The following is an 18,783-nucleotide window of genomic DNA, read 5'->3' on the forward strand; positions in this document are numbered from 1 at the left end:
GTCGCTCAGCGGCCATCCGCTACGGGCGGTGCGAACGCCACCTTGACGATGCTGAAGCGCTTGGCGCTTTCCGCCTGAGCGACGTCGGCAAAAAGTTTGGGGTAACGCGAGTTGACCACCCACACCTCGCCATCGCGCAGCGCGGCGCCGGTCGGCCCATCCAGCCCCGGCGGCGCGGCGACGGCGACGATATGCGCGCTGGCCCAGCCGTCCGTCGAGGAGAGCAGCGACACGTCACCGGACATGCTCCCTGTTCTCCCCGGATAAGACTGTACGATCACCAATTCGTTGGCGTTTTTGAGCCGCAGCCCGTCGGGCCCTTTCAATCGCTGCGGCAACCTGATTTCACTGACCGCCGGCGCGTTCTCCAACGTCACCTTCCACAGCAGCCCGCGGGTGTAGTCCGCCGCGATCAGATAGCCATCCGGATGATACACGATACCGTTGAGATAAGGCTGCGTGCCCTGTGCAGCCGCAGGCGCCTCAGCGGGCAGCAGAAGCGATGAGCGCACCAGGATCGACGCCTGGCGCGTTGCCCGATCGATCTTGTAAATCTGCGGCTGGAAGCTGTCGGTGACGTAGATATTGCCCTGCGCATCGAGCGCCAGATCGTTGGCGAGCGTCGGCCCACGGCTTAACGAAGACAGATCGTACACCTGCTGCAGCGCACCGGTATCGAGACGAAATTCCAACACCTGCGCCACGCGATTGCGCGTGCCGGGCGAAGAGTGGAGGGACACCCCTACGTCTTCATTGCACACCAGCACCCGGTTGCGCTCGGTGTCCACCAGCATGCCGGAGGTGGTAATCAGTCCCTTGCCGGTGGAAAAACGCCGATAGCGGCCATCAGGATAAACCAGGCCAAGTTGCCCGCCGCGCAGGGAAGACACCAAAAACGCGCCGGCGCGCGCATTCCAGGCGACGCCCTCTGGGTAAGCGCCGGCGGGATCCGGCGAAAAGTCGATGCGTTGCGTGGCCTGCGCCTGCATAACGACGCCGAGAAGCAGTGTGGCGCCGACCAGCTGGGTGACGCGCCGGCGGCGCAACAATAAGAAAGACAAGAGACTGAAGCGGAACATGAGCATGACCCTGATGAGGACTCGGATCGCTAGAGTAGGATCGCGCCGCTCACGGCACCAGCCGGGAAAAAGGCAATACGCCGCTAAAAAAATCGCAGTAATCGGCGCAAAAAAAACCGCCCGATACGGGCGGTTGAGGTGACGGCGAACCGTTACTTCAGGGCTTCCTGAATAGCGTCGGCCATCGGGCCGATGTGCTTCTCCGCCGCCTTCAGCTGGAAATCCACGCCGTTGCCATCGTTGGTGTCTGACAGCGTAGCCTTGATAAGCTCCAGTGCCGCCTGCACCGCCACCAGCCGCTTGTGCTGTTCGTCCGTGACCGGTTCGGCGCCCATGTTTGCCGGATAATAATGCTCTAACATCGCGATCTCCTTTTGATGACGTTAAACCTTAACCTACCAGAAAACCGCGCATTTATTAAGGAAACCGCGCCCGGCGCGGCCGAATGGCGATAAATTGCACTATACTGGGCAAACCCGCCCTCCTGCCACAGGATCACCGCCATGTCATTCCAGGGAAGCTGCCACTGCGGCGCCGTCACCTTCTCCGTAGACGCCGAACTGCCGACCGAAGCCCTCAGCTGCAACTGCTCGATCTGCCGCCGCAAGGGGCTGTTGCTGTCGTTCTTTCCCCTCGCGGCCTTCACGCTGCGCAGCGGTGAAGATCAACTCAGCGCCTATACCTTCAATCGGCACCGGATCCGCCATCAGTTCTGCCGAGTCTGCGGAGCCCAGCCCTTCGCCTACGGCACCGCGCCAGACGGCGCCGCGATGTGCGCCGTTAACCTGCGCTGCGTGCCGGACGTCGCGCTGGATGCGTTACAGATCCACCGCTACGACGGGGCCAGCGTCTGAGCGAATCGCTCGCTCAGTCGAAGGCGACCCAGCCGGCGTCGGTTTCGGCGGATTGCACGCAGCGCGCCACCCACTTCACGCCCAGCGAGCCAGCCTGCACGTCCGGGTACCAGAAGTCGGCCAGAAAGGCTGCGTCGCGCCGATCGGTGGCGTCCATCGCCAGCGCGAAGCGGCGGTAGAGATTCGACCAGGCTTCAAACAGCCCCTCCGCATGGCCGCCGCCGATGCGATCGTCCGCCAGCGCCGACGCGGCGAGATACGGCATGCCGCGCTCCAGGATCCGCACCGGCTCGCCCTGCACTTCGAAGCGCAGCTGATTGGGTTGTTCATCCCACCACTCCAGGCTGGCCTTTTCACCGACAATGCGCACCTTTTGGCCGTGCATCGAACCGCAGTTGACCGCCGAAGCCCACACGGAGCCGATGGCGCCGTTGTGATACTCCATCAGCACATAGGCGTTGTCCTCCAACGGCGCGCGCGACGGCACAAAGCTTTGTCGGCTGCAGATCAGCCGTCGGATCTTCAGCTGCGGCGCCATGGTTTCCGCCAGGAACAGCGTGTGGGTCGCCAGATCGCCCAGCACATAGCTGGGGCCGACAAAGCGCGGATCGACCCGCCAGCGAGTGCTGGGATTATCCTGCTCCACCGGCGCGGCGTGAAAGCCGTGGGCGAACTGCATATTCACCAGCCGAATTTCCCCCAGCCGGCCATCGGCAATCATCTGCCGCGCCTGCAAAATCATCTGGTGCCCGGCATAGCCGTAGGTCACGCCGATGACTTTGCGCTGCCGCTCGCACAGCGCCGCCAGCGCCTGTGCCTCTTCGACGCTGAAACACAGCGGCTTCTCGCATACCACGTGCAATCCCGCCTCCAGCGCCGCCCGGCAAATGACGTAATGGGTGTTGTTCGGCGTGGCGATCGAGACCGCTTCGATGCCGTCCGCCCGCGCGGCTTCGGCGCGGAACATTTCGGTATAATCCGCATAACAGCGCTCCGCCGCCACGCCCAGACTCCGGCCAAAATCACGCCCGCGTTCGGCGTCAATGTCGAACGCGCCGGCCAACAGAGTAAACGCACCGTCGCGCAAGGCCGCCGAACGATGGATGTAACCGATCTGGCTGGTGCCGCCGCCGCCGACCATGCCCCAGCGCAACGATCTCGCCAAAGGTTTGCTGCCGTTGATCATCGTGTTTCTCCTGATTAAAAGCCGAGGCCGCGCAAGTAGCGCAAGCTGGCGGTGACGTCCTGCAGGCTGCCCTGCACATTGCGCGGATCGCGTTCCTGCTCGATAGTGATCCAGCCCCGGTATCCGCGCTCGGCCAACAGCGCGCGCAGCTGCGGATAATCGATCGCCCCGCAGCCCAACGGGCACATGACGCCCTCGGCGCAGGCGGTGAAGAAATCGACGCCGCGCGCCAGCACCTCGCGGAACACCTGCGGATCGACGTCTTTGAAGTGCAGATAATCGAGACGCTCAAAGAGCTTGCTCAGCCAGGCAGCCGGGTCCAGCCCGGCGTAATACAGATGGCCGGTATCCAGGCACAATCCGGCGGTGTGATGCGGAATGTCCGCCGCCAACCGGTCGATTTCGTCGGCGAACTCGATGCAGCCGCCGGCGTGCGGATGCACCACCGGCCGCACACCGTATTCCCGCCAGGCCAGTTCGCTGATGCGCGTAATGTGCCCGATCATCCTCTGCCACTCCCCCTGCGACAAACGCGGCGCTAAATCTGAACGCCCGGCGAACCTGGCGCGTTGCGGATTGCCGAAATCGATAATCACCAAGAACGGCGGCGCGGCGCGATCGCCCTCGGTCGGCTCCGCCCTGGGCGCCCGCGAGAGGTTGCGGCATATCCGATGAGTCAGGGCCAGCAGGCGCTCAATGTTCGCCTCGCTGACCAGATCGTCAAAAATCGTGCCGGCCACCAGCGACAGGCGATGCTGCTCCAGCGCGGCACACAGCGCCTCGCTCTGCGTCGGCAGATAGCCCCACGGCCCCAGCTCGATGCTGCGGTAGCCGGCCGCCGACGCTTCTTGCAGAACCGTGGCATAGGGCGGCAAATGGGGGTTGTTCGGATCATCCACGCCCCAACTGCAGGGCGCATTGGCGATAGGCAAAGTCATGGCGACGGCTCCTTTTTTGCGGGGGATGCCGGCAGTATCAAACAAAAATTCCAAAACCATCAATAATGAAAATTTTATTTTTTGATAGAGATCGCGCTATTTTTGATAAATTATTTGATAGTTTTTAATCAAATTCAGGCAGCACCTGAACTGCGCCCTGACCTCGGCAACACCACTCAGCGGCCGTCAGAGGTTTTCTTTGGTGATCACATCGAAGCGATTAATGATGTGGCGTAATCCCGGTTGTTCATCGGCGGCGAGTAACGTCTCGACGATCGTGGCGGCCAATTCGGGAATGCGGTGGCACAGCAGCAGATCCACCGTGCCGTCGAGCAGCGCCATTTCACCGCCCTGCACCGGGCCGTGGCACACCAGCGTGATGTCGCGCTGCCGGCCGCTCTCTCGCAACGCCTGAATAATGCCCTCCACACCGCCGCTCGGCGCGTAAAGCGCCGCCAGTTCCGGGTGGTTCGCCAGCAGTTCACGCGTGACCCGGCGCGCCGTTTCCGCGTCCTCAAGGCTGCGCACCGGTTCCAACACACGCTGGCCGCTCATCTGCTCACGCAGGTAGGAGCGAAAACCGATCTCGCAGGCTTCCTGGCAAGTAAAACGATTGTCGCCGATGATCACGCCGACGTCGCCCTGACGCCGGCACAGACGATCCACCGCCCAGCCGGCGGTGCGGCCCGCTTTTTGATTATCCAGACCGATGTAGCCGGCGCGGCTGGGCACCGATAAATCCGACAGCAGCGCGAAAACGTTGATGCCCGCCTGGGCGGCTTCTTCTACGGCATAGTGGATCAGGGGATGATCCAGCGCCAGCACGCCGATCGCTTCCACCTGGCGGCTCAATTGGCTAATGGCGGCGGCGGTGTCGCCGATGGCATTGAGAGAGTGGAAGATGAACTGCGGCGGCTGACCCGGCTCATGATACGGCGCCGCTTGCGCCATCAGTTCATCAGCCAGTTGCGCATAGAAAGAGTGTTCACGCCGCAGCAGGATGAACCCCATTCTCAGGCGGCGCTCCGGCCTGCCCAGCACCGACGACAGGCAGTGGGATTTCTCCAACGCGAACCCCAACTTTTTCGCCGCCTCAATCACCCGGCGCTGGGTGGCGGGCCGCACCGACGCGCGTTGGTTGATCACCCGATCGACGGTGGCGATGCCGACCCGCGCCTCTCTGGCGATGGCCGCCATGGTGGTTTTCTTGCCGCTCATGTTCATCTCCATCAACGATTTGATGGAAAAATATCATAGCCGTTGCCGCCCCTGATGTGATGCCGTTCGCGATTAACGGTAGACGGAGAACTTCTTGGTGAGCGGCTTAAGCTGTTCAGTGTCGCCGTAGAGCGCTACCGCCACGAAGTCCAACTGCTCGTAGGGGGTATTGGCGGTGTCGGCGATCTGCTGCTCGGCGGAATGCGACAGCATGGTGGTGGTGAAGAAGTTGGCCAGCACGCCCTCCTCCTTGCATTTGAGGATCAGGTTGCTGAGCTGGCTGCTGTTCTTGGCCTGCAGGATGACGATCGGGTAGTGGCTCATATTGGCGCTGACGCCGTCGAGGCTGCTCGGGTAGTGGTGAAACTCGCGCTGCTCGATAAGATCGGTGATGCCCGCCGTCAGATGGCAGGAGGCGTTAAACAGCGTGGCCGGTTCGTGGTTGCGGTTGAGGATGATGTAGAATTTTTTCTCGTTGTCGCTGTACATACTCTTCTCCTTGAATAGACAACCCTTTTTACCCAAGCCAAGGGCGGTTTTCAAGGCGAGATAAGGGCCGCGTCCGGCCCCATGATAACGTTTCAGCCTCAGATCCCGCCTTCGCCCGGGCCCTGCGACTGCGCCACCTGATGCAGCACGGTGATGTTCTGCAGGACAGTGCCGCCGTCGATCGGTTTCATCTGGCCGTCGCGATCTTTATAGTGCGTCGGTTTGGCCCCGTGGAAGAACAGACCGGCGTTGACCTGCACGCCCAGATAACCGGCGCTTGGCGGCAGGCGCTGCACGTCGGTCCAGGGGTTGGAAACCGGCACGAACTGGAATCCCTCGCCCGTCTTCGCATACAGCGGGCGCAGCAGCGTGACAAAGGCCATCAGCGGCGACAGCGCCTCTTTGAAGATCTGAACCGGCCGATCGACCGTCATCAGGAAGCCATGCGGCTGTTCCTCTACCGTGTCGAAGGTCAGGCTGCTGCTGATATCGTCACCCCGGCCGCCGTAGCTCCACTCCATCACCGGCGCTCCGTTTTCATTCATCATCTCTGACATACACTGCTCCTTATAAATAAAATTGATCGGGCACGCTCGCGGCGTGCCGGAACAGTAAACCGCTGAACGGGCACCCGCGTCCACGCAGGGCGGCACGCTGGCGAACCAAACAACGAGGCGCGCAAAATAAAGCTCGAAATGAATAATTTCCCCGCGTGACAGCGCAGCATTTGAACGACTTCTGTCGTAGCGCAGACGCATAGTGAGGGCGTTACCGCCACTGGAGAGTGTTATGACTGCGATTAAACCGGACGCCATTGACCGCGTTTCCCCCGCCGCCACGCCCTGGCTAGCCGTCATCAATGTGCTGTTCGCCGGCATCGCTGCGGCGCTGCACGTGGGCAAGGCCACCATTGCCTTGCCGGCGCTGCAGGCCGAGTTTGGCCGTTCACTGGAGACGCTAAGCTGGGTCATCTCGGCGTTTCCTTTCGTCGGGGTGTTCGGCGGCATCGCTGCCGGGCTGCTGGTGCGCCGCTGGGGCGATCGGCGGCTGCTGGCGCTGGGATTGCTGATCGTCAGCGCCGCCAGCTTTACCGGCGCCACGCTGCACGACTTCAGCGGCTTGATCGTCAGCCGCTTTGTCGAAGGCCTCGGCTTCGTCATCGTGGTGGTCGCCTCGCCGGCGGTGCTGAACCGCATCGTCGCCCCGACGCAGCGCAGCCTGGTGTTCGGCATCTGGAGCACCTTCATGCCGGCGGGCATCGCCATTTCGCTGTTTTTCGGTCCTCACCTGGCGGGCTGGCAACAGAACTGGCAGGCCGGTGCGGCGCTGACGCTGCTGGCCGCGCTGCTGCTGCCGCTGACCACGCCGCGCCGCGCCGCCGACGCGCACGCTCCGCCGTTGCCGCTGCGGCAAGCGCTGGGCGCGATGCTGCGGGCGCGCCAGCCGCTGTTGCTGGCGCTGATGTTCACCGCTTACAACCTGCAGTTTTTCTCGGTGATGACCTTTTTACCGATCTTTCTGATGCAGCGCATCGGTCTGACGCTGGCGGCCGCCGGCGGCATCAGCGCGGCGGCGGTGGCCGTCAATATCCTCGGCAATCTCGCCGCCGGGTTCTTGCTGTCGCGCGGTCTGCGGGCCGGGAGCCTGCTCGCGGCCACCAGCCTGGTTATCGGCATCTTTGGCATCGGCATTTTCCTGCCGATGACGCCCAATGGCCTGCTGATCCCGCTATGCTTCCTGTTCTGCGCCATCGCCGGCATGCTGCCCGCGACGCTTCTGGCCGCCACGCCGGCGGCGACGTCAGAGCCCACGCTGCTGCCGCTGAGTCTGGGGTTGGTGATGCAGGGGAACTACCTCGGCCAGGTGATCGGCCCGGTCGCGCTGAGCGCCATCGTGGCCGCGGCCGGTTGGGCGGCGCCGGCTTGGCTGGTGCTGGCGGCGGCGGTGTCAGGGGCGGGATTGGCGCTGATTTATCGCCGCGGGCCGCGCAATGCGGCGTAATGGCGCAATAATAATGAGAAAGGAGGTTCTATTTATTATTAGCGGTGCTGAATATTCCCTGGTGCGGGCGCGTGCTTATCGTGAAGGATAAGGCCAGTGATGATCCAGGCCCGACAATGACAAGGCGCCGGTCGCAACAAGATAAATCAGCAGACCGGCGAAAGCGATCAGCAATGCCTTTTCGATAACGGCAAGTCGTTTGTGTTCTGTCATTTGCATACTCCTGCGTGGTATCGGGCGAACGGCCGCCCTCATCAACACTAGGAAAGCCTGGCGCAGGCGGCAAGCGCAACACACAAAATGAAACACAATCAATAAATTTTGTTAACTATTTAGCGTTCTTTCTTTCCTTGTGCTGCCACCTGAGCCTCGCGCGGCGCCCTCCTTTCCCCTTAGTAACCCTATGGAATACGCCGTTAAAAATCCCCTACCGGATAAGCAAAGGTAATGATAGTGTTGTTTTCATTCAGTTCATCTATGCTGAAAATTCATCTTTTGAGGGACGACTATGATGTCTAAAGGCATTTCCAAGGGATTCTTTATTCTGATCCTATTCATCGTTACCGCCGCCTTTCTCGACGTGCTGGGGCCTTATTACTCCTCGGTGCTGTGGGCGGTTATTCTGGCGGTGATTTTCCATCCGGTGAAAAAGAAGTTGAAACAGTACGTCGGCGAACGCAACGGCGTGGTGTCGCTGCTGACGGTGGCGCTGATCTGCCTGATCGTGTTCACGCCGTTAGCGATCATCGCCTCATCGCTGGCGATGGAATTCAACATGATTTACACCAAGCTGCAGACCAACAACAGCCAATTGCCGACCATGCTGGCGGACTTCATGCGTCATCTGCCCGGCTGGGCGCAGCGCTTCCTGGCGGAACATAACCTCAACAGCGCCGCCGAGATCCAAAAACAACTTTCCGAGGTGGCGCTCAAGGGCGGGCAATACCTGGCGGGCAGCGTGTTCCTGATCGGCAAAGGCACCTTCAACTTCGTCGTCGGCTTCGGCGTGATGCTCTACCTGCTGTTCTTCCTGCTGAAAGACGGCCCGTATCTGGTGAACCTGGCGCTCGAAGCGCTGCCGCTCTCACAGCACGTGAAGCACCACCTGTTCGTGAAGTTCGCCGCCGTCTCCCGCGCCACCGTCAAGGGCACGGTGGTGGTCGCCGTGGTGCAAGGCGCGCTCGGCGGGCTGGCGTTTTACTTTACCGGCATCGACGGCAGCTTGCTGTGGGGCGCGCTGATGGCGTTCTTGTCGATCATCCCCGCCGTGGGCTCCGCCATCATCTGGGTGCCGGCGGTGATCTACTTCTTCGCCACCGGCATGCTGTGGAAAGGCATCTTCCTGGTGGTGTTCTTCGTGGTCGTAATCGGCCTGGTGGACAACATTCTGCGCCCGCTGCTGGTAGGCAAAGACACCAAAATGCCGGACTACCTGATCCTGATCTCCACCCTGGGTGGCATGGAGATTTACGGCATTAACGGCTTCGTCATCGGGCCATTAATCGCCGCGCTGTTCATCGCCTGCTGGAACATCCTGTCCGGCCGTGACAGCAAGGAAAACATCGAAGAGATCGACGAAGAATTCATCGAAGAAGGCAAGAATCATCCCGACGCGGCGGAGTAAACCTCTCGCGCCGTATCGCACCGGGGCCCGTTTGGGCCCCTTTTTTGTCTGTGGTATCCTTGCCGCGCTCACAAGGAAGAACGGGTTTCGTTATGCTTATTCTCTACGCCACGCTGGCCATCGCCTTCACCCTGCTGTGCCTGCTGGCCTTTATCTCTTGCGCTTACCAGCTTTCGAAGCAGGGCGACGTCAAATTTTTGGCCTCGCTTTCCGTGCTGATCTTCGCGCTGCTGGCCTTCTATGCCGCTTATGGCTACGTCAGCACCTGGCTGCAACAGCAGGCGGTGGATGTCCGGCTGTATTAGCGCAGCGGGATGAAAAAGACCTGCTCCGGATCGCCGTCATCGAGATTGTCAATTTGGCCGCTGGCGACAAACCCGGCGTTCAACAGCAGCCGCTGCATCGGCAGGTTGGAATGATTGGTGGAGGTGAACAGCTTCGGGTGCCGGCAGTGCAACTTAAGCGCCGCAATCAGCGCCTGCCCGACGCCCCGGCGGCGATAGCGCTCGCCGACCATCAGCATCTCCACAAAGCCGCAGCCGAAGAAGTGATAGTGCAGCACACCGTATCCCATCGCCATGCCCTGCTCCTCGGCAAGATAACAGACGCCCTGCCCGCACCAGGCGCGGATCTGCGCCGCGCGCTGCGGCTCGTATTCGGCGACGCTGTCGAGGGCGATCAGGGCTGCGGCATCGGTTTCAGCAGCAAGGCGCACAAGCATATTTAACCCCTCATTCGTATGGATGACGGCGGTGCCGCTTCAACGAAACGGCAACCGCGGCGGGATAGTTTTTACATCCCGGTCGAATTTTGTAATCCTATTATAGAGTTACCAAAACACACGCCAAGGAAGGAAAGCATTTCCCGATGAAAATACCGCAAATCTCCGCCGCCCTGCTGTTTACCCTGCTGCTGGCGGGCTGCCAGTTCCACAAAACCGTGTTCCCGCCGCCGTATATCGGCACTCCGCAAGAGATCAGCACCTACGAAGTGAAAGGGCTGACCTTCGTCACCACCGTCACCTTCAGCGGCCTGTTTGCCGAAGAGCTGGTGCGCGAATACGCACAGAAACACCACTATCGCTACTACGTGGTAACGATGCGCAGCAACGGTTTTAAAGACCGAAGCGAGCGAGTAAGCGCGATGATGTATCGGTAGAGAGTGGCGCCACATGCCGTGAAATAATGCCGAAAAAACGGGCTTTAGCATGAGGAAGCGCTATACGAAATATTGCACAACCCAATACTCACAGGCCGCATGAAAATACGGCCTGTGACTTTGGTTTAATTGTCTGACATCGCAGTTTCCGCCCTGCATTTTCACTGCGGACGAAATTCCAATACGCTGCTTTTGACCGCTTCGTAAGCCGCGGCCGTTGGCGGTTTAGGCAAACGTGCATTGACGATTGCTTTTATCGCGGCCTGGCAAAGTTCCGGATCCCCTTGAACAGCCCGAATGCTGATCAGCAGGCCATCCGGCGCCAGCTTGATGCTTAATGTACAACTTCTGCCTGAGTAGGTTTCGGCGTCTTTAAAATGGCGTTGGATCTCCGCTTGCACCTGAGACAGGTAATGTAATTCCTCTTTTCCCGGCGCCTTTGGGTTGCCAAGGTTGGCGAAAAGATCGTCAACCTCTTTATTTGCCGGATCGGTTTGGCTGGGGGCGGTGCTCTTGGCACACCCCGTTAATGCCAGCGCGAGCATCGCCGCCAATAATGTGGCGGCGCCGGTTTTAAAGCCTGAATGCGTGATTTTCATATCCCTGTCCTTATGGATGACTATCAGCCAAAATCAACGTGGTATTCGACAAGATCCCCGGCGCATACTTATACAGAATTAACGCCAAACCGCCAGAGACATTGCTAGTATCAAGCATCGGCATGCGGAGAATCGTGGGCCGATGATGACATGAAGCCATAGCTCCCCAGGCGGGGCGTACAGCTGAAAACCCTGACCTATCGATAACCTTGTTATCCGAACGAGTAATCACTCCATCAATAAATTAAGTTATTCTTAATTTTTTATCCCATTAGAAGCGCTTTCAACCCTGGCAATCTGGAAAATCTGCCTATACTTACTTTCCTGATATTAAATTTGTTTAAGTAACCAGGATGGTAGGTATGAAAAGCAAACGCCCCTTTGCCGCGCTGCTGGCGGCAACAGCATTGATGTCCTTGGTGGGCTGCGCTTCCAATCAGGCGATCAAAACGACGGACGGCAAAACCATTGTTACCGACGGCAAGCCCCAGATCGATAAAGATACCGGATTGGTCTCCTATCGAAATGCTGAAACGGGCAAAACGGAACAGATCAATCGAGACCAGATTGCAAACATGAGTGAGTTGGATAACTAAAAGGAGCTACAAATGAAAAAAGCGCTTGTTCTTCCCGCGATCGCCCTGGTTGCCATCGCTGCACTGTCAGGCTGCACACGCACCAGCTACGCTATTCATACCCACGATGGCCGAACGATCATCAGTGACGGCAAACCGAAAGAGACTTCTGCCGGGTTGATCGGGTATACCGACGCCAATGGCGTCAAACAGCAAATCAACAAGACGGAAGTCAAAGAGGTGTCGGAAATTCCTCATTAAGGTTCCGATAATCTGAGCCCGCTAAAACAAAGGGAGCCGATGGCTCCCTTTCTATTCAAACAGTAAGCGCGCCCATTGGCGTTTAACGATAACGTCGATAAACGCCTGACATTTCAGCAGACAACGTTGCCAGGTTTGCCATACGGATCTCCCCTTTCCCGGCGTCGAACGGCTATAATCCGATAAGTGGAGTTTTTTAAAACGATAAGGAGGGAGTATGTACAAAACTATTTTGGTTCCCGTGGATATTACCGAGCCGGAATTAACACAGCAGGTCATCCCGCATGTCAACGCGCTCGCCAGGCTCGAAGACTCCCACGTCCATTTCCTGGCGGTGATCCCGTCGCGCGCCACCTACGCGGCCTTCGGCTTTGCCGCCACGGCGGCGGTGGAAACCAAAGATGAAACCATTGCGATAGCGACCGAGGGGCTGGCGAAAGCGGCAAAACAATTCAGCGTTCCCGAGGATCGAGTGACCACGCATGTCGCCGTCGGCGATCCCAAAGATCAGATCCTGGAGCTCGCCGATGCGCTTAACGCGGAGATTATTGTGATGGGTTCCAACCGCCCTTCTGCAATGACTTATCTTCTCGGCTCAAATGCCACCGCGGTAGTGCGCCACGCCAATTGCCCGGTGCTGGTCGTGCGTGAATCGGCTAACGCTTAAAATCGCTTGCTCATTTGAACAATAAAAAACGGGAGCCCCAAGGCTCCCGCTCTCATTCAAGCGCTGAACACACTTACATGTGTTTAACGATAGCGTCGCCAAACTCTGAACATTTCAGCAGTTTAGCGCCTTCCATCAGGCGTTCGAAGTCATAGGTCACGGTCTTGGCGGCGATGGCGCCTTCCATGCCTTTAACAATCAGGTCAGCCGCTTCGAACCAACCCATGTGGCGCAGCATCATCTCTGCGGACAGGATGATGGAGCCTGGGTTCACTTTGTCCTGGCCGGCGTACTTCGGCGCGGTGCCGTGAGTCGCTTCGAACAGCGCGCAGTCGGAACCGATGTTGGCGCCCGGCGCGATGCCGATGCCGCCTACCTGGGCCGCCAGGGCGTCGGAGATGTAGTCGCCGTTCAGGTTCATACAGGCGATCACGTCGTATTCCGCCGGGCGCAGCAGGATTTGTTGCAGGAAGGCGTCGGCAATCACGTCTTTAACCACGATCTCTTTGCCGGTGTTCGGGTTCTTGATCTTCAGCCATGGGCCGCCGTCGATCAGCTCGCCGCCGAACTCTTCGCGCGCCAGCTCATAGCCCCAATCCTTGAAGGCACCTTCGGTGAACTTCATGATGTTGCCTTTGTGAACCAGGGTCACGGAGTCGCGGTCGTTGGTGATGGCGTATTCGATCGCCGCGCGCACCAGACGCTTGGTCCCTTCTTCAGAGCATGGCTTCACGCCGATACCGCACTGCTCCGGGAAGCGGATTTTCTTCACGCCCATTTCGTCACGCAGGAATTTGATCACTTTGTCCGCTTCGGCGGAGCCGGCTTTCCACTCGATGCCGGCGTAGATGTCTTCGGCGTTTTCGCGGAAGATCACCATGTCGGTCAGCTCAGGCTGCTTCACCGGGCTTGGAGTGCCCTGGTAGTAACGCACCGGGCGCAGGCACACGTACAGGTCCAGCTGCTGGCGCAGGGCCACGTTCAGAGAACGGATGCCGCCGCCGACCGGGGTGGTCAGGGGGCCTTTGATGGCGACGCGGTAGTCGCGGATCAGGTCCAGAGTTTCGTCCGGCAGCCACACGTCTTTACCGTAAACGTGGGTAGATTTTTCGCCGGTGTAGATTTCCATCCAGGAGATTTTACGTTCGCCGTGGTAAGCCTTTTTAACGGCCGCATCAACCACGTGGATCATGGCAGGAGTCACGTCAACGCCGATGCCGTCGCCTTCGATGAACGGGATGATCGGGTTATGAGGAACAACCAGTTTACCCTGGGCGTCAACCGTGATTTTTTTACCTTCTGCCGGAACAACTACTTTGCTTTCCATCAACCTCTCCTTCAAGCGCAATTTTGTTAATGCTTTGTAAGATGCGTGTAGATACTACTTGAATATTCGGTCCGCGCCAATCCGAAACGGATTCGGTTATAATGCGCTTATCATCCGTAATCTCAACTGTTATGAAAAAATTCTCTGTTAGAAATCACAACGTTAAACGATTCAGCAAGCCGAATGCCGCCAAACCCGCCGCGCCGAAGGGGCCGCGCCGAATTGTGTTATTCAACAAGCCCTTCGACGTGCTGCCGCAGTTCACCGACAAAGCCGGCCGCGCCACGCTGAAAGAGTACATCCCCTTCCCCGACGTTTACGCCGCCGGGCGCCTGGATCGCGACAGCGAAGGGCTGCTGGTGCTGACCAACGACGGCCAGCTGCAGGCGCAGCTCACCCAGCCGGGCAAGCGCACCGGCAAAATCTATTATGTGCAGGTCGAGGGCGCGCCGCAGGAAAGCGATCTGGCGCCGCTGCGCTCCGGCGTCACGCTGAAAGACGGCCCGACGCTACCCGCCGGTGTTGAGTTGGTGGCCGAGCCTCAGTGGCTATGGCCGCGCAACCCGCCGATCCGCGAGCGTAAATCCATCCCCACCAGTTGGCTGAAAATCACCCTGTTCGAAGGGCGAAACCGCCAGGTGCGTCGCATGACGGCGCATATCGGGTTCCCTACCCTGCGCCTGATTCGCTACAGTATGGGTAATCTTTCGCTGGGTTCACTGCAGCCTGGTGAATGGAAAAGCATCGATTCTCTGTAGACCGATAACTGATGGAGGCGCCATGAAATACACGCCGATCGCGCTGCTGCTCGCCGCTCTGGCGGCCCCGTTCGCCGCCCAGGCCGCCAGCTTCGACTGCGCCAAGGCGGCAAACCGCGATGAGCAAGCCATCTGCGCCAACCGCACGCTGAACGATTTGGATGTGCAAATGGCCACCCAATACCAATTCCTGCGCGGCCTGTTCGCCATGGGCGCGCGCGGCGCGATGCAGGACAGCCAGCAGGCCTGGCTGGCAAAACGCCAGCGGTGCGGCGGCGACACCGCCTGTCTGCTCAAAAGCTACCGCACCCGCATCGCCGAGCTGGACGATATCTATCGGCGCATCGACAAACCGCTGTAAGGAGACCTCATGTTCAAACCGCACGTCACCGTGGCCTGCGTAGTGCACGCCGCCGGCAAATTTTTAATTGTCGAAGAGACCATCAACGGCAAAGCGCTGTGGAATCAGCCGGCCGGCCATCTGGAAGCCGACGAGACGCTGGTGCAAGCCGCCGAGCGCGAGCTGTGGGAAGAGACCGGCATCCGCGCCACCCCGCAGGCATTTTTACGTCTGCACCAATGGATTGCGCCGGATCGCACGCCGTTCCTGCGTTTTTGCTTCGTCATCGAGCTGGAACAGCCGCTGCCGACCGAGCCGCACGACAACGACATTGATCGCTGCCTGTGGTTGAGCGCCGACGAGATTTTGCAGGCGCCCAACCTGCGTTCCGCGCTGGTGGCCGAGAGCATTCGCAGCTACCAGCAGCCGGAGCGTTACCCGCTGTCGCTGGTCGGCAGCTTCGCCTGGCCGCATTGAGGGCACCGGGCAGCACAAGATGAACAGTGCGCCGGCGCGGGCAACGTGGTAAAATCCTGCGCTTGTTTTTATCAGCACGGTTCGTGTTCAAGTTCGTGAGATCCCCATGTCAGACAACAGCCAGAAAAAAGTAATCGTCGGTATGTCCGGCGGCGTCGACTCTTCCGTTACCGCCTATCTGTTACAGCAACAGGGCTATCAGGTCGCTGGGCTGTTCATGAAAAACTGGGAAGAAGACGACGACGAAGAGTACTGCTCCGCCGCGACCGATCTGGCCGACGCGCAAGCGGTCTGCGACAAGCTGGGCATCGAACTGCACACGGTGAACTTTGCGGCGGAATACTGGGACAACGTGTTTGAGCTGTTCCTGGAAGAGTACAAGGCCGGCCGCACGCCCAACCCGGACATCCTGTGCAATAAAGAAATCAAATTCAAAGCCTTCCTGGAGTTCGCCGCTGAAGACCTGGGGGCCGATTTCATCGCCACCGGCCATTACGTGCGCCGCCAGGACGTGGACGGCAAAAGCCGCCTGCTGCGCGGCGTCGACGGCAACAAAGATCAGAGTTACTTCCTCTATACCCTGAGCCACGAGCAGGTGGCGCAAAGCCTGTTCCCAGTTGGGGAACTGGAGAAGCCGGAGGTGCGCCGCATCGCCGAGCAACTGGAGCTGGTCACCGCCAAGAAGAAAGACTCCACCGGCATCTGCTTTATCGGCGAGCGCAAATTCCGCGACTTCCTCGGCCGCTACCTGCCGGCGCAGCCGGGCCCGATCGTCAGCGTCGACGGCCAGACCGTCGGCGAACACCAGGGCCTGATGTATCACACCTTGGGCCAGCGCAAAGGGTTAGGCATCGGCGGCCTGAAAGACAGCAGCGAAGATCCGTGGTACGTGGTGGATAAAGACGTGGCCAATAACGTGCTGGTGGTCGCGCAAGGGCACGATCACCCGCGACTGATGTCCGTCGGCCTTATCGCGCAGCAGCTGCACTGGGTGGATCGCCTGCCGCTGACCGGCCCGTTCCGCTGTACGGTGAAGACCCGCTATCGCCAGCAGGACATCCCTTGCACCGTGACCCCGCTCGACGACGAACGCATCGAAGTGCGTTTCGACGAGCCGGTCTCCGCCGTCACCCCCGGCCAGTCGGCGGTGTTCTACCAGGGCGAAATCTGCCTCGGCGGCGGCATCATCGAACAGCGCCTGGCGTAGTTCGCCTGCCGCCCAAGAAAAACGCTGCGTTTACCGCAGCGTTTTTTTTATTCAGAATTCCACCTGCGCCCCCAGTTCGATCACCCGGTTTGGCGGGATTTCGAACAGATCCGGCGCCCGCAGCGCGTTGCGCTGCAACAGCTGGAACACCTTGCCGCGCACGCGCAGATACCAGGGGCGCTTGCCCAATACCAGCGTATCGCGCGACATGAAGAACGAGGTCTCGTTCATGGTGAAACTCATCCCTTCCAGGCCGCAGCGATAAAGGATATCCGTCACGTTGGGTGTTTCGCGCCAGCCGTAGCTCGCCACCACCCGCCAAAAGCTCGTCGACAGCTGTTCGATCGCCACCCGCTGCACGTTGTGCACATACGGCATGTCGGTAGTCACGATAGTCAGCAGCACCACGCGCTCATGCAACACCTTGTTGTGCTTCAGGTTATGCAGCAGCACCAGCGGCACCGCATGCGGCGTGCGCTCCATAAACACCGCGGTGCCCGGCACCCGCTTCGGCGGCGCCTTCTCCAGCGACTCGATCAGCGCGGTCAGCCCTTCCTGGTTGTCGCGCAGCCGGCGGATCAGGCGCGAGCGCTCGGTCTTCCAGGTCAGCATGATCAGCAGAATGATCAACCCCAGCGCCACCGGCAGCCAGCCGCCGGTCGCCAGTTTGATCAGGTTGGCGCCGAACAGCGGCACGTCGATGCACAGCATGGCAAGCAGCATCAGCCCACCCAGATAGCGCGGCCAGCCCCAGTTTTTCACCGCCACGATGCTCAGCAAAATCGACGACAGCAGCATGGTGCCGGTCACCACGATGCCGTAAGCCGAGGCCAGGTTGCTGGAGTGTTTGAAGCTGATAATCACGATCAACACCGCCGCGAACAGCAGCCAGTTCACCACCGGAATGTAGATCTGCCCGGACTCCTGATCGGAGGTATAGATGATGCGCATCGGCGGCAGGTAGCCCAGCCGCACCGCCTGGCGCGTCAGGGAGAAGACGCCGGAGATCACCGCCTGCGAGGCGATCACCGTCGCCAACGTGGCGATCACCAGCAGCGGGATCAGCGCCCAGGTGGGCGCCAGCAGGAAGAACGGGTTATTGATCGCCGCCGGGTTGGCCAACAGCAGCGCCCCCTGGCCGAAGTAGTTCAGCACCAGCGCCGGCGCCACCAGCGTAAACCACGCCAGGCGGATCGGTTTTTTGCCGAAGTGGCCCATGTCGGCGTACAGCGCTTCGGCGCCGGTGACCGACAGCACCACCATGCCCAGCGCGAAGAACGACACTGCCTTGTACTCGAGGAAGAAATTCACCGCCCAGTAAGGGTTCAGCGCCCGCAGCACGCCGGGGTGATGCAAAATGCCGCCGATGCCGAGCAGCGCCAGCGTCAGGAACCAGATGACCATCGCCGGGGCGAACAGTTTGCCGACGCTGCCGGTGCCGTGTTTCTGGATCGCGAACAGCGCGGTCAACACCAGCAGCGACAGCGGCACGATAAAGCTGTCCAGCTCGGGGGCGATAATCTGCAGGCCTTCGATAGCCGAGAGCACCGAAATGGCCGGGGTAATCACCCCATCGCCATAAAAGAAGCTGCCGCCCACCAGCCCGACCAGCACCGCCGCCGGCACCCAGCGCGCATCCAGCTTGCGGATCGCCAGCGACATCAGCGTCAGAATCCCCCCTTCACCGTCGTTGTCGGCGCGCATCACGAAGCAGACGTATTTGATCGATACCACCAGCGTCAATAGCCAGAAAATCAACGACAGGAAGCCGTAGATCGACGTCGGCGTCAGGGTGATCCCTTCTTCCGCCGTCAGGCATTCGCGCAGGGTATAGAGTGGGCTGGTGCCGATATCGCCGTACACTACGCCGATGGCCGCCAGCGTCACCGCCGGCAGCGGCTGCTTGTTTTTTACGTGCATATAAAGGTCTTTATTTGAGGGGTCACGTTGGCAGTATAGATGCAGCCGCCGCACTTTATTTGCCGCCGCAACAATAAGTTCGCGCCGCGCCACCGGCGATTTTCG

General features: G+C 59.9%; 24 protein-coding genes. 12 read left to right on the forward strand and 12 right to left on the reverse strand.

What is annotated here, in order from left to right:
• Positions 1-5: 5 nt before the first annotated feature.
• Positions 6-1,079 carry an SMP-30/gluconolactonase/LRE family protein gene (locus ACJ8PE_RS14890; protein WP_197792850.1) on the reverse strand — a complete coding sequence of 358 codons (1,074 nt, stop codon included), beginning with the start codon at positions 1,077-1,079 and terminating at the stop codon, positions 6-8.
• Between the two features lie 152 nt (positions 1,080-1,231).
• Complete coding sequence (locus ACJ8PE_RS14895; RefSeq protein ID WP_004941260.1) at positions 1,232-1,441, reverse strand: hypothetical protein; 210 nt, start codon at positions 1,439-1,441, stop codon at positions 1,232-1,234.
• Positions 1,442-1,582: 141 nt separating this feature from the next.
• Between ACJ8PE_RS14895 and ACJ8PE_RS14900 the strand changes: the two genes are divergently transcribed.
• A complete protein-coding gene (locus ACJ8PE_RS14900) occupies positions 1,583-1,933 on the forward strand; it encodes a GFA family protein (protein ID WP_197774604.1) in 351 nt (116 codons plus the stop codon).
• Positions 1,934-1,946: 13 nt separating this feature from the next.
• On the opposite strand, the gene ACJ8PE_RS14905 is transcribed toward ACJ8PE_RS14900, so the two are convergent.
• The 5 genes from ACJ8PE_RS14905 to ACJ8PE_RS14925 all read right to left on the reverse strand — a co-directional run bounded on the left by ACJ8PE_RS14905 (position 1,947) and on the right by ACJ8PE_RS14925 (position 6,321).
• Positions 1,947-3,119 carry a Gfo/Idh/MocA family protein gene (locus ACJ8PE_RS14905; RefSeq protein WP_197792849.1) on the reverse strand — a complete coding sequence of 391 codons (1,173 nt, stop codon included), beginning with the start codon at positions 3,117-3,119 and terminating at the stop codon, positions 1,947-1,949.
• 14 nt (positions 3,120-3,133) lie between these two features.
• Positions 3,134-4,057, reverse strand: a complete 924-nt coding sequence (locus ACJ8PE_RS14910; protein ID WP_197792848.1) for a TIM barrel protein — start codon at positions 4,055-4,057, stop codon at positions 3,134-3,136.
• Positions 4,058-4,243: 186 nt separating this feature from the next.
• Positions 4,244-5,275, reverse strand: a complete 1,032-nt coding sequence (locus ACJ8PE_RS14915) for a LacI family DNA-binding transcriptional regulator (RefSeq protein ID WP_442536800.1) — start codon at positions 5,273-5,275, stop codon at positions 4,244-4,246.
• 72 nt (positions 5,276-5,347) lie between these two features.
• Entirely contained in the window at positions 5,348-5,764 is a 417-nt protein-coding gene (locus ACJ8PE_RS14920; RefSeq protein ID WP_033642793.1) for a DUF2000 domain-containing protein, read from the reverse strand.
• A gap of 98 nt (positions 5,765-5,862) precedes the next feature.
• Positions 5,863-6,321 (reverse strand): hypothetical protein, encoded by a 459-nt coding sequence (locus tag ACJ8PE_RS14925; RefSeq protein ID WP_089191585.1) that lies wholly within the window; start codon positions 6,319-6,321, stop codon positions 5,863-5,865.
• Positions 6,322-6,553: 232 nt separating this feature from the next.
• Between ACJ8PE_RS14925 and ACJ8PE_RS14930 the strand changes: the two genes are divergently transcribed.
• Positions 6,554-7,765 (forward strand): MFS transporter, encoded by a 1,212-nt coding sequence (locus ACJ8PE_RS14930; protein WP_273874009.1) that lies wholly within the window; start codon positions 6,554-6,556, stop codon positions 7,763-7,765.
• Positions 7,766-7,840: 75 nt separating this feature from the next.
• Here the strand turns inward: ACJ8PE_RS14930 and ACJ8PE_RS14935 are convergent, their stop codons facing one another.
• On the reverse strand, positions 7,841-7,978 hold the full coding sequence (locus ACJ8PE_RS14935; protein WP_016928056.1) for a hypothetical protein: 138 nt from the start codon (positions 7,976-7,978) through the stop codon (positions 7,841-7,843).
• Positions 7,979-8,273: 295 nt separating this feature from the next.
• Here ACJ8PE_RS14935 and ACJ8PE_RS14940 point away from each other — a divergent pair, with 295 nt between their 5' ends.
• Both ACJ8PE_RS14940 and ACJ8PE_RS14945 read left to right on the forward strand, forming a co-directional pair.
• Entirely contained in the window at positions 8,274-9,389 is a 1,116-nt protein-coding gene (locus tag ACJ8PE_RS14940) for an AI-2E family transporter (protein ID WP_033652078.1), read from the forward strand.
• Between the two features lie 92 nt (positions 9,390-9,481).
• Positions 9,482-9,694 carry a hypothetical protein gene (locus ACJ8PE_RS14945; protein WP_033652077.1) on the forward strand — a complete coding sequence of 71 codons (213 nt, stop codon included), beginning with the start codon at positions 9,482-9,484 and terminating at the stop codon, positions 9,692-9,694.
• On the opposite strand, the gene ACJ8PE_RS14950 is transcribed toward ACJ8PE_RS14945, so the two are convergent.
• Complete coding sequence (locus ACJ8PE_RS14950; RefSeq protein WP_197759989.1) at positions 9,691-10,110, reverse strand: GNAT family N-acetyltransferase; 420 nt, start codon at positions 10,108-10,110, stop codon at positions 9,691-9,693. The genes ACJ8PE_RS14945 and ACJ8PE_RS14950 overlap by 4 nt on opposite strands.
• A 146-nt stretch (positions 10,111-10,256) precedes the next feature.
• Here ACJ8PE_RS14950 and ACJ8PE_RS14955 point away from each other — a divergent pair, with 146 nt between their 5' ends.
• A complete protein-coding gene (locus ACJ8PE_RS14955; RefSeq protein WP_033646366.1) occupies positions 10,257-10,547 on the forward strand; it encodes a hypothetical protein in 291 nt (96 codons plus the stop codon).
• 161 nt (positions 10,548-10,708) lie between these two features.
• On the opposite strand, the gene tolA is transcribed toward ACJ8PE_RS14955, so the two are convergent.
• Positions 10,709-11,146, reverse strand: coding sequence for a cell envelope integrity protein TolA (tolA, locus tag ACJ8PE_RS14960; RefSeq protein WP_197759988.1), 438 nt, complete (start codon positions 11,144-11,146; stop codon positions 10,709-10,711).
• A gap of 362 nt (positions 11,147-11,508) precedes the next feature.
• Between tolA and ACJ8PE_RS14965 the strand changes: the two genes are divergently transcribed.
• The 3 genes from ACJ8PE_RS14965 to uspF all read left to right on the forward strand — a co-directional run bounded on the left by ACJ8PE_RS14965 (position 11,509) and on the right by uspF (position 12,649).
• Positions 11,509-11,742, forward strand: a complete 234-nt coding sequence (locus ACJ8PE_RS14965; protein WP_047026248.1) for a YgdI/YgdR family lipoprotein — start codon at positions 11,509-11,511, stop codon at positions 11,740-11,742.
• A gap of 12 nt (positions 11,743-11,754) precedes the next feature.
• Entirely contained in the window at positions 11,755-11,982 is a 228-nt protein-coding gene (locus ACJ8PE_RS14970; protein WP_019454813.1) for a YgdI/YgdR family lipoprotein, read from the forward strand.
• Positions 11,983-12,199: 217 nt separating this feature from the next.
• On the forward strand, positions 12,200-12,649 hold the full coding sequence (gene uspF, locus ACJ8PE_RS14975; RefSeq protein WP_042784284.1) for a universal stress protein UspF: 450 nt from the start codon (positions 12,200-12,202) through the stop codon (positions 12,647-12,649).
• 73 nt (positions 12,650-12,722) lie between these two features.
• Here uspF and icd read toward each other — a convergent pair whose 3' ends face one another.
• Entirely contained in the window at positions 12,723-13,976 is a 1,254-nt protein-coding gene (icd, locus tag ACJ8PE_RS14980) for an NADP-dependent isocitrate dehydrogenase (RefSeq protein ID WP_015377612.1), read from the reverse strand.
• A 131-nt stretch (positions 13,977-14,107) separates the two neighbouring features.
• On the opposite strand from icd, the gene rluE reads away from it, so the two are divergent.
• The 4 genes from rluE (at position 14,108) to mnmA (ending at position 16,758) form a co-directional block, all read left to right on the forward strand.
• Complete coding sequence (gene rluE, locus ACJ8PE_RS14985; protein WP_197792845.1) at positions 14,108-14,734, forward strand: 23S rRNA pseudouridine(2457) synthase RluE; 627 nt, start codon at positions 14,108-14,110, stop codon at positions 14,732-14,734.
• A gap of 22 nt (positions 14,735-14,756) precedes the next feature.
• Complete coding sequence (locus ACJ8PE_RS14990; RefSeq protein WP_197792844.1) at positions 14,757-15,095, forward strand: lysozyme inhibitor LprI family protein; 339 nt, start codon at positions 14,757-14,759, stop codon at positions 15,093-15,095.
• A 9-nt stretch (positions 15,096-15,104) separates the two neighbouring features.
• Positions 15,105-15,551 carry an NUDIX hydrolase gene (locus ACJ8PE_RS14995; RefSeq protein WP_101453104.1) on the forward strand — a complete coding sequence of 149 codons (447 nt, stop codon included), beginning with the start codon at positions 15,105-15,107 and terminating at the stop codon, positions 15,549-15,551.
• A 106-nt stretch (positions 15,552-15,657) separates the two neighbouring features.
• The gene (gene mnmA, locus ACJ8PE_RS15000) at positions 15,658-16,758 is read left to right on the forward strand and encodes a tRNA 2-thiouridine(34) synthase MnmA (protein ID WP_016928066.1); all 1,101 of its coding nucleotides are present in this window, start codon (positions 15,658-15,660) and stop codon (positions 16,756-16,758) included.
• A 51-nt stretch (positions 16,759-16,809) separates the two neighbouring features.
• Here mnmA and kup read toward each other — a convergent pair whose 3' ends face one another.
• Complete coding sequence (gene kup, locus ACJ8PE_RS15005; RefSeq protein ID WP_033642781.1) at positions 16,810-18,678, reverse strand: low affinity potassium transporter Kup; 1,869 nt, start codon at positions 18,676-18,678, stop codon at positions 16,810-16,812.
• Positions 18,679-18,783: the final 105 nt, after the last annotated feature.

The sequence above is a fragment of the Serratia sp. CY74737 genome (assembly GCF_052166775.1).
GTDB classification, from domain to species: Bacteria; Pseudomonadota; Gammaproteobacteria; order Enterobacterales; family Enterobacteriaceae; genus Serratia; species Serratia ureilytica.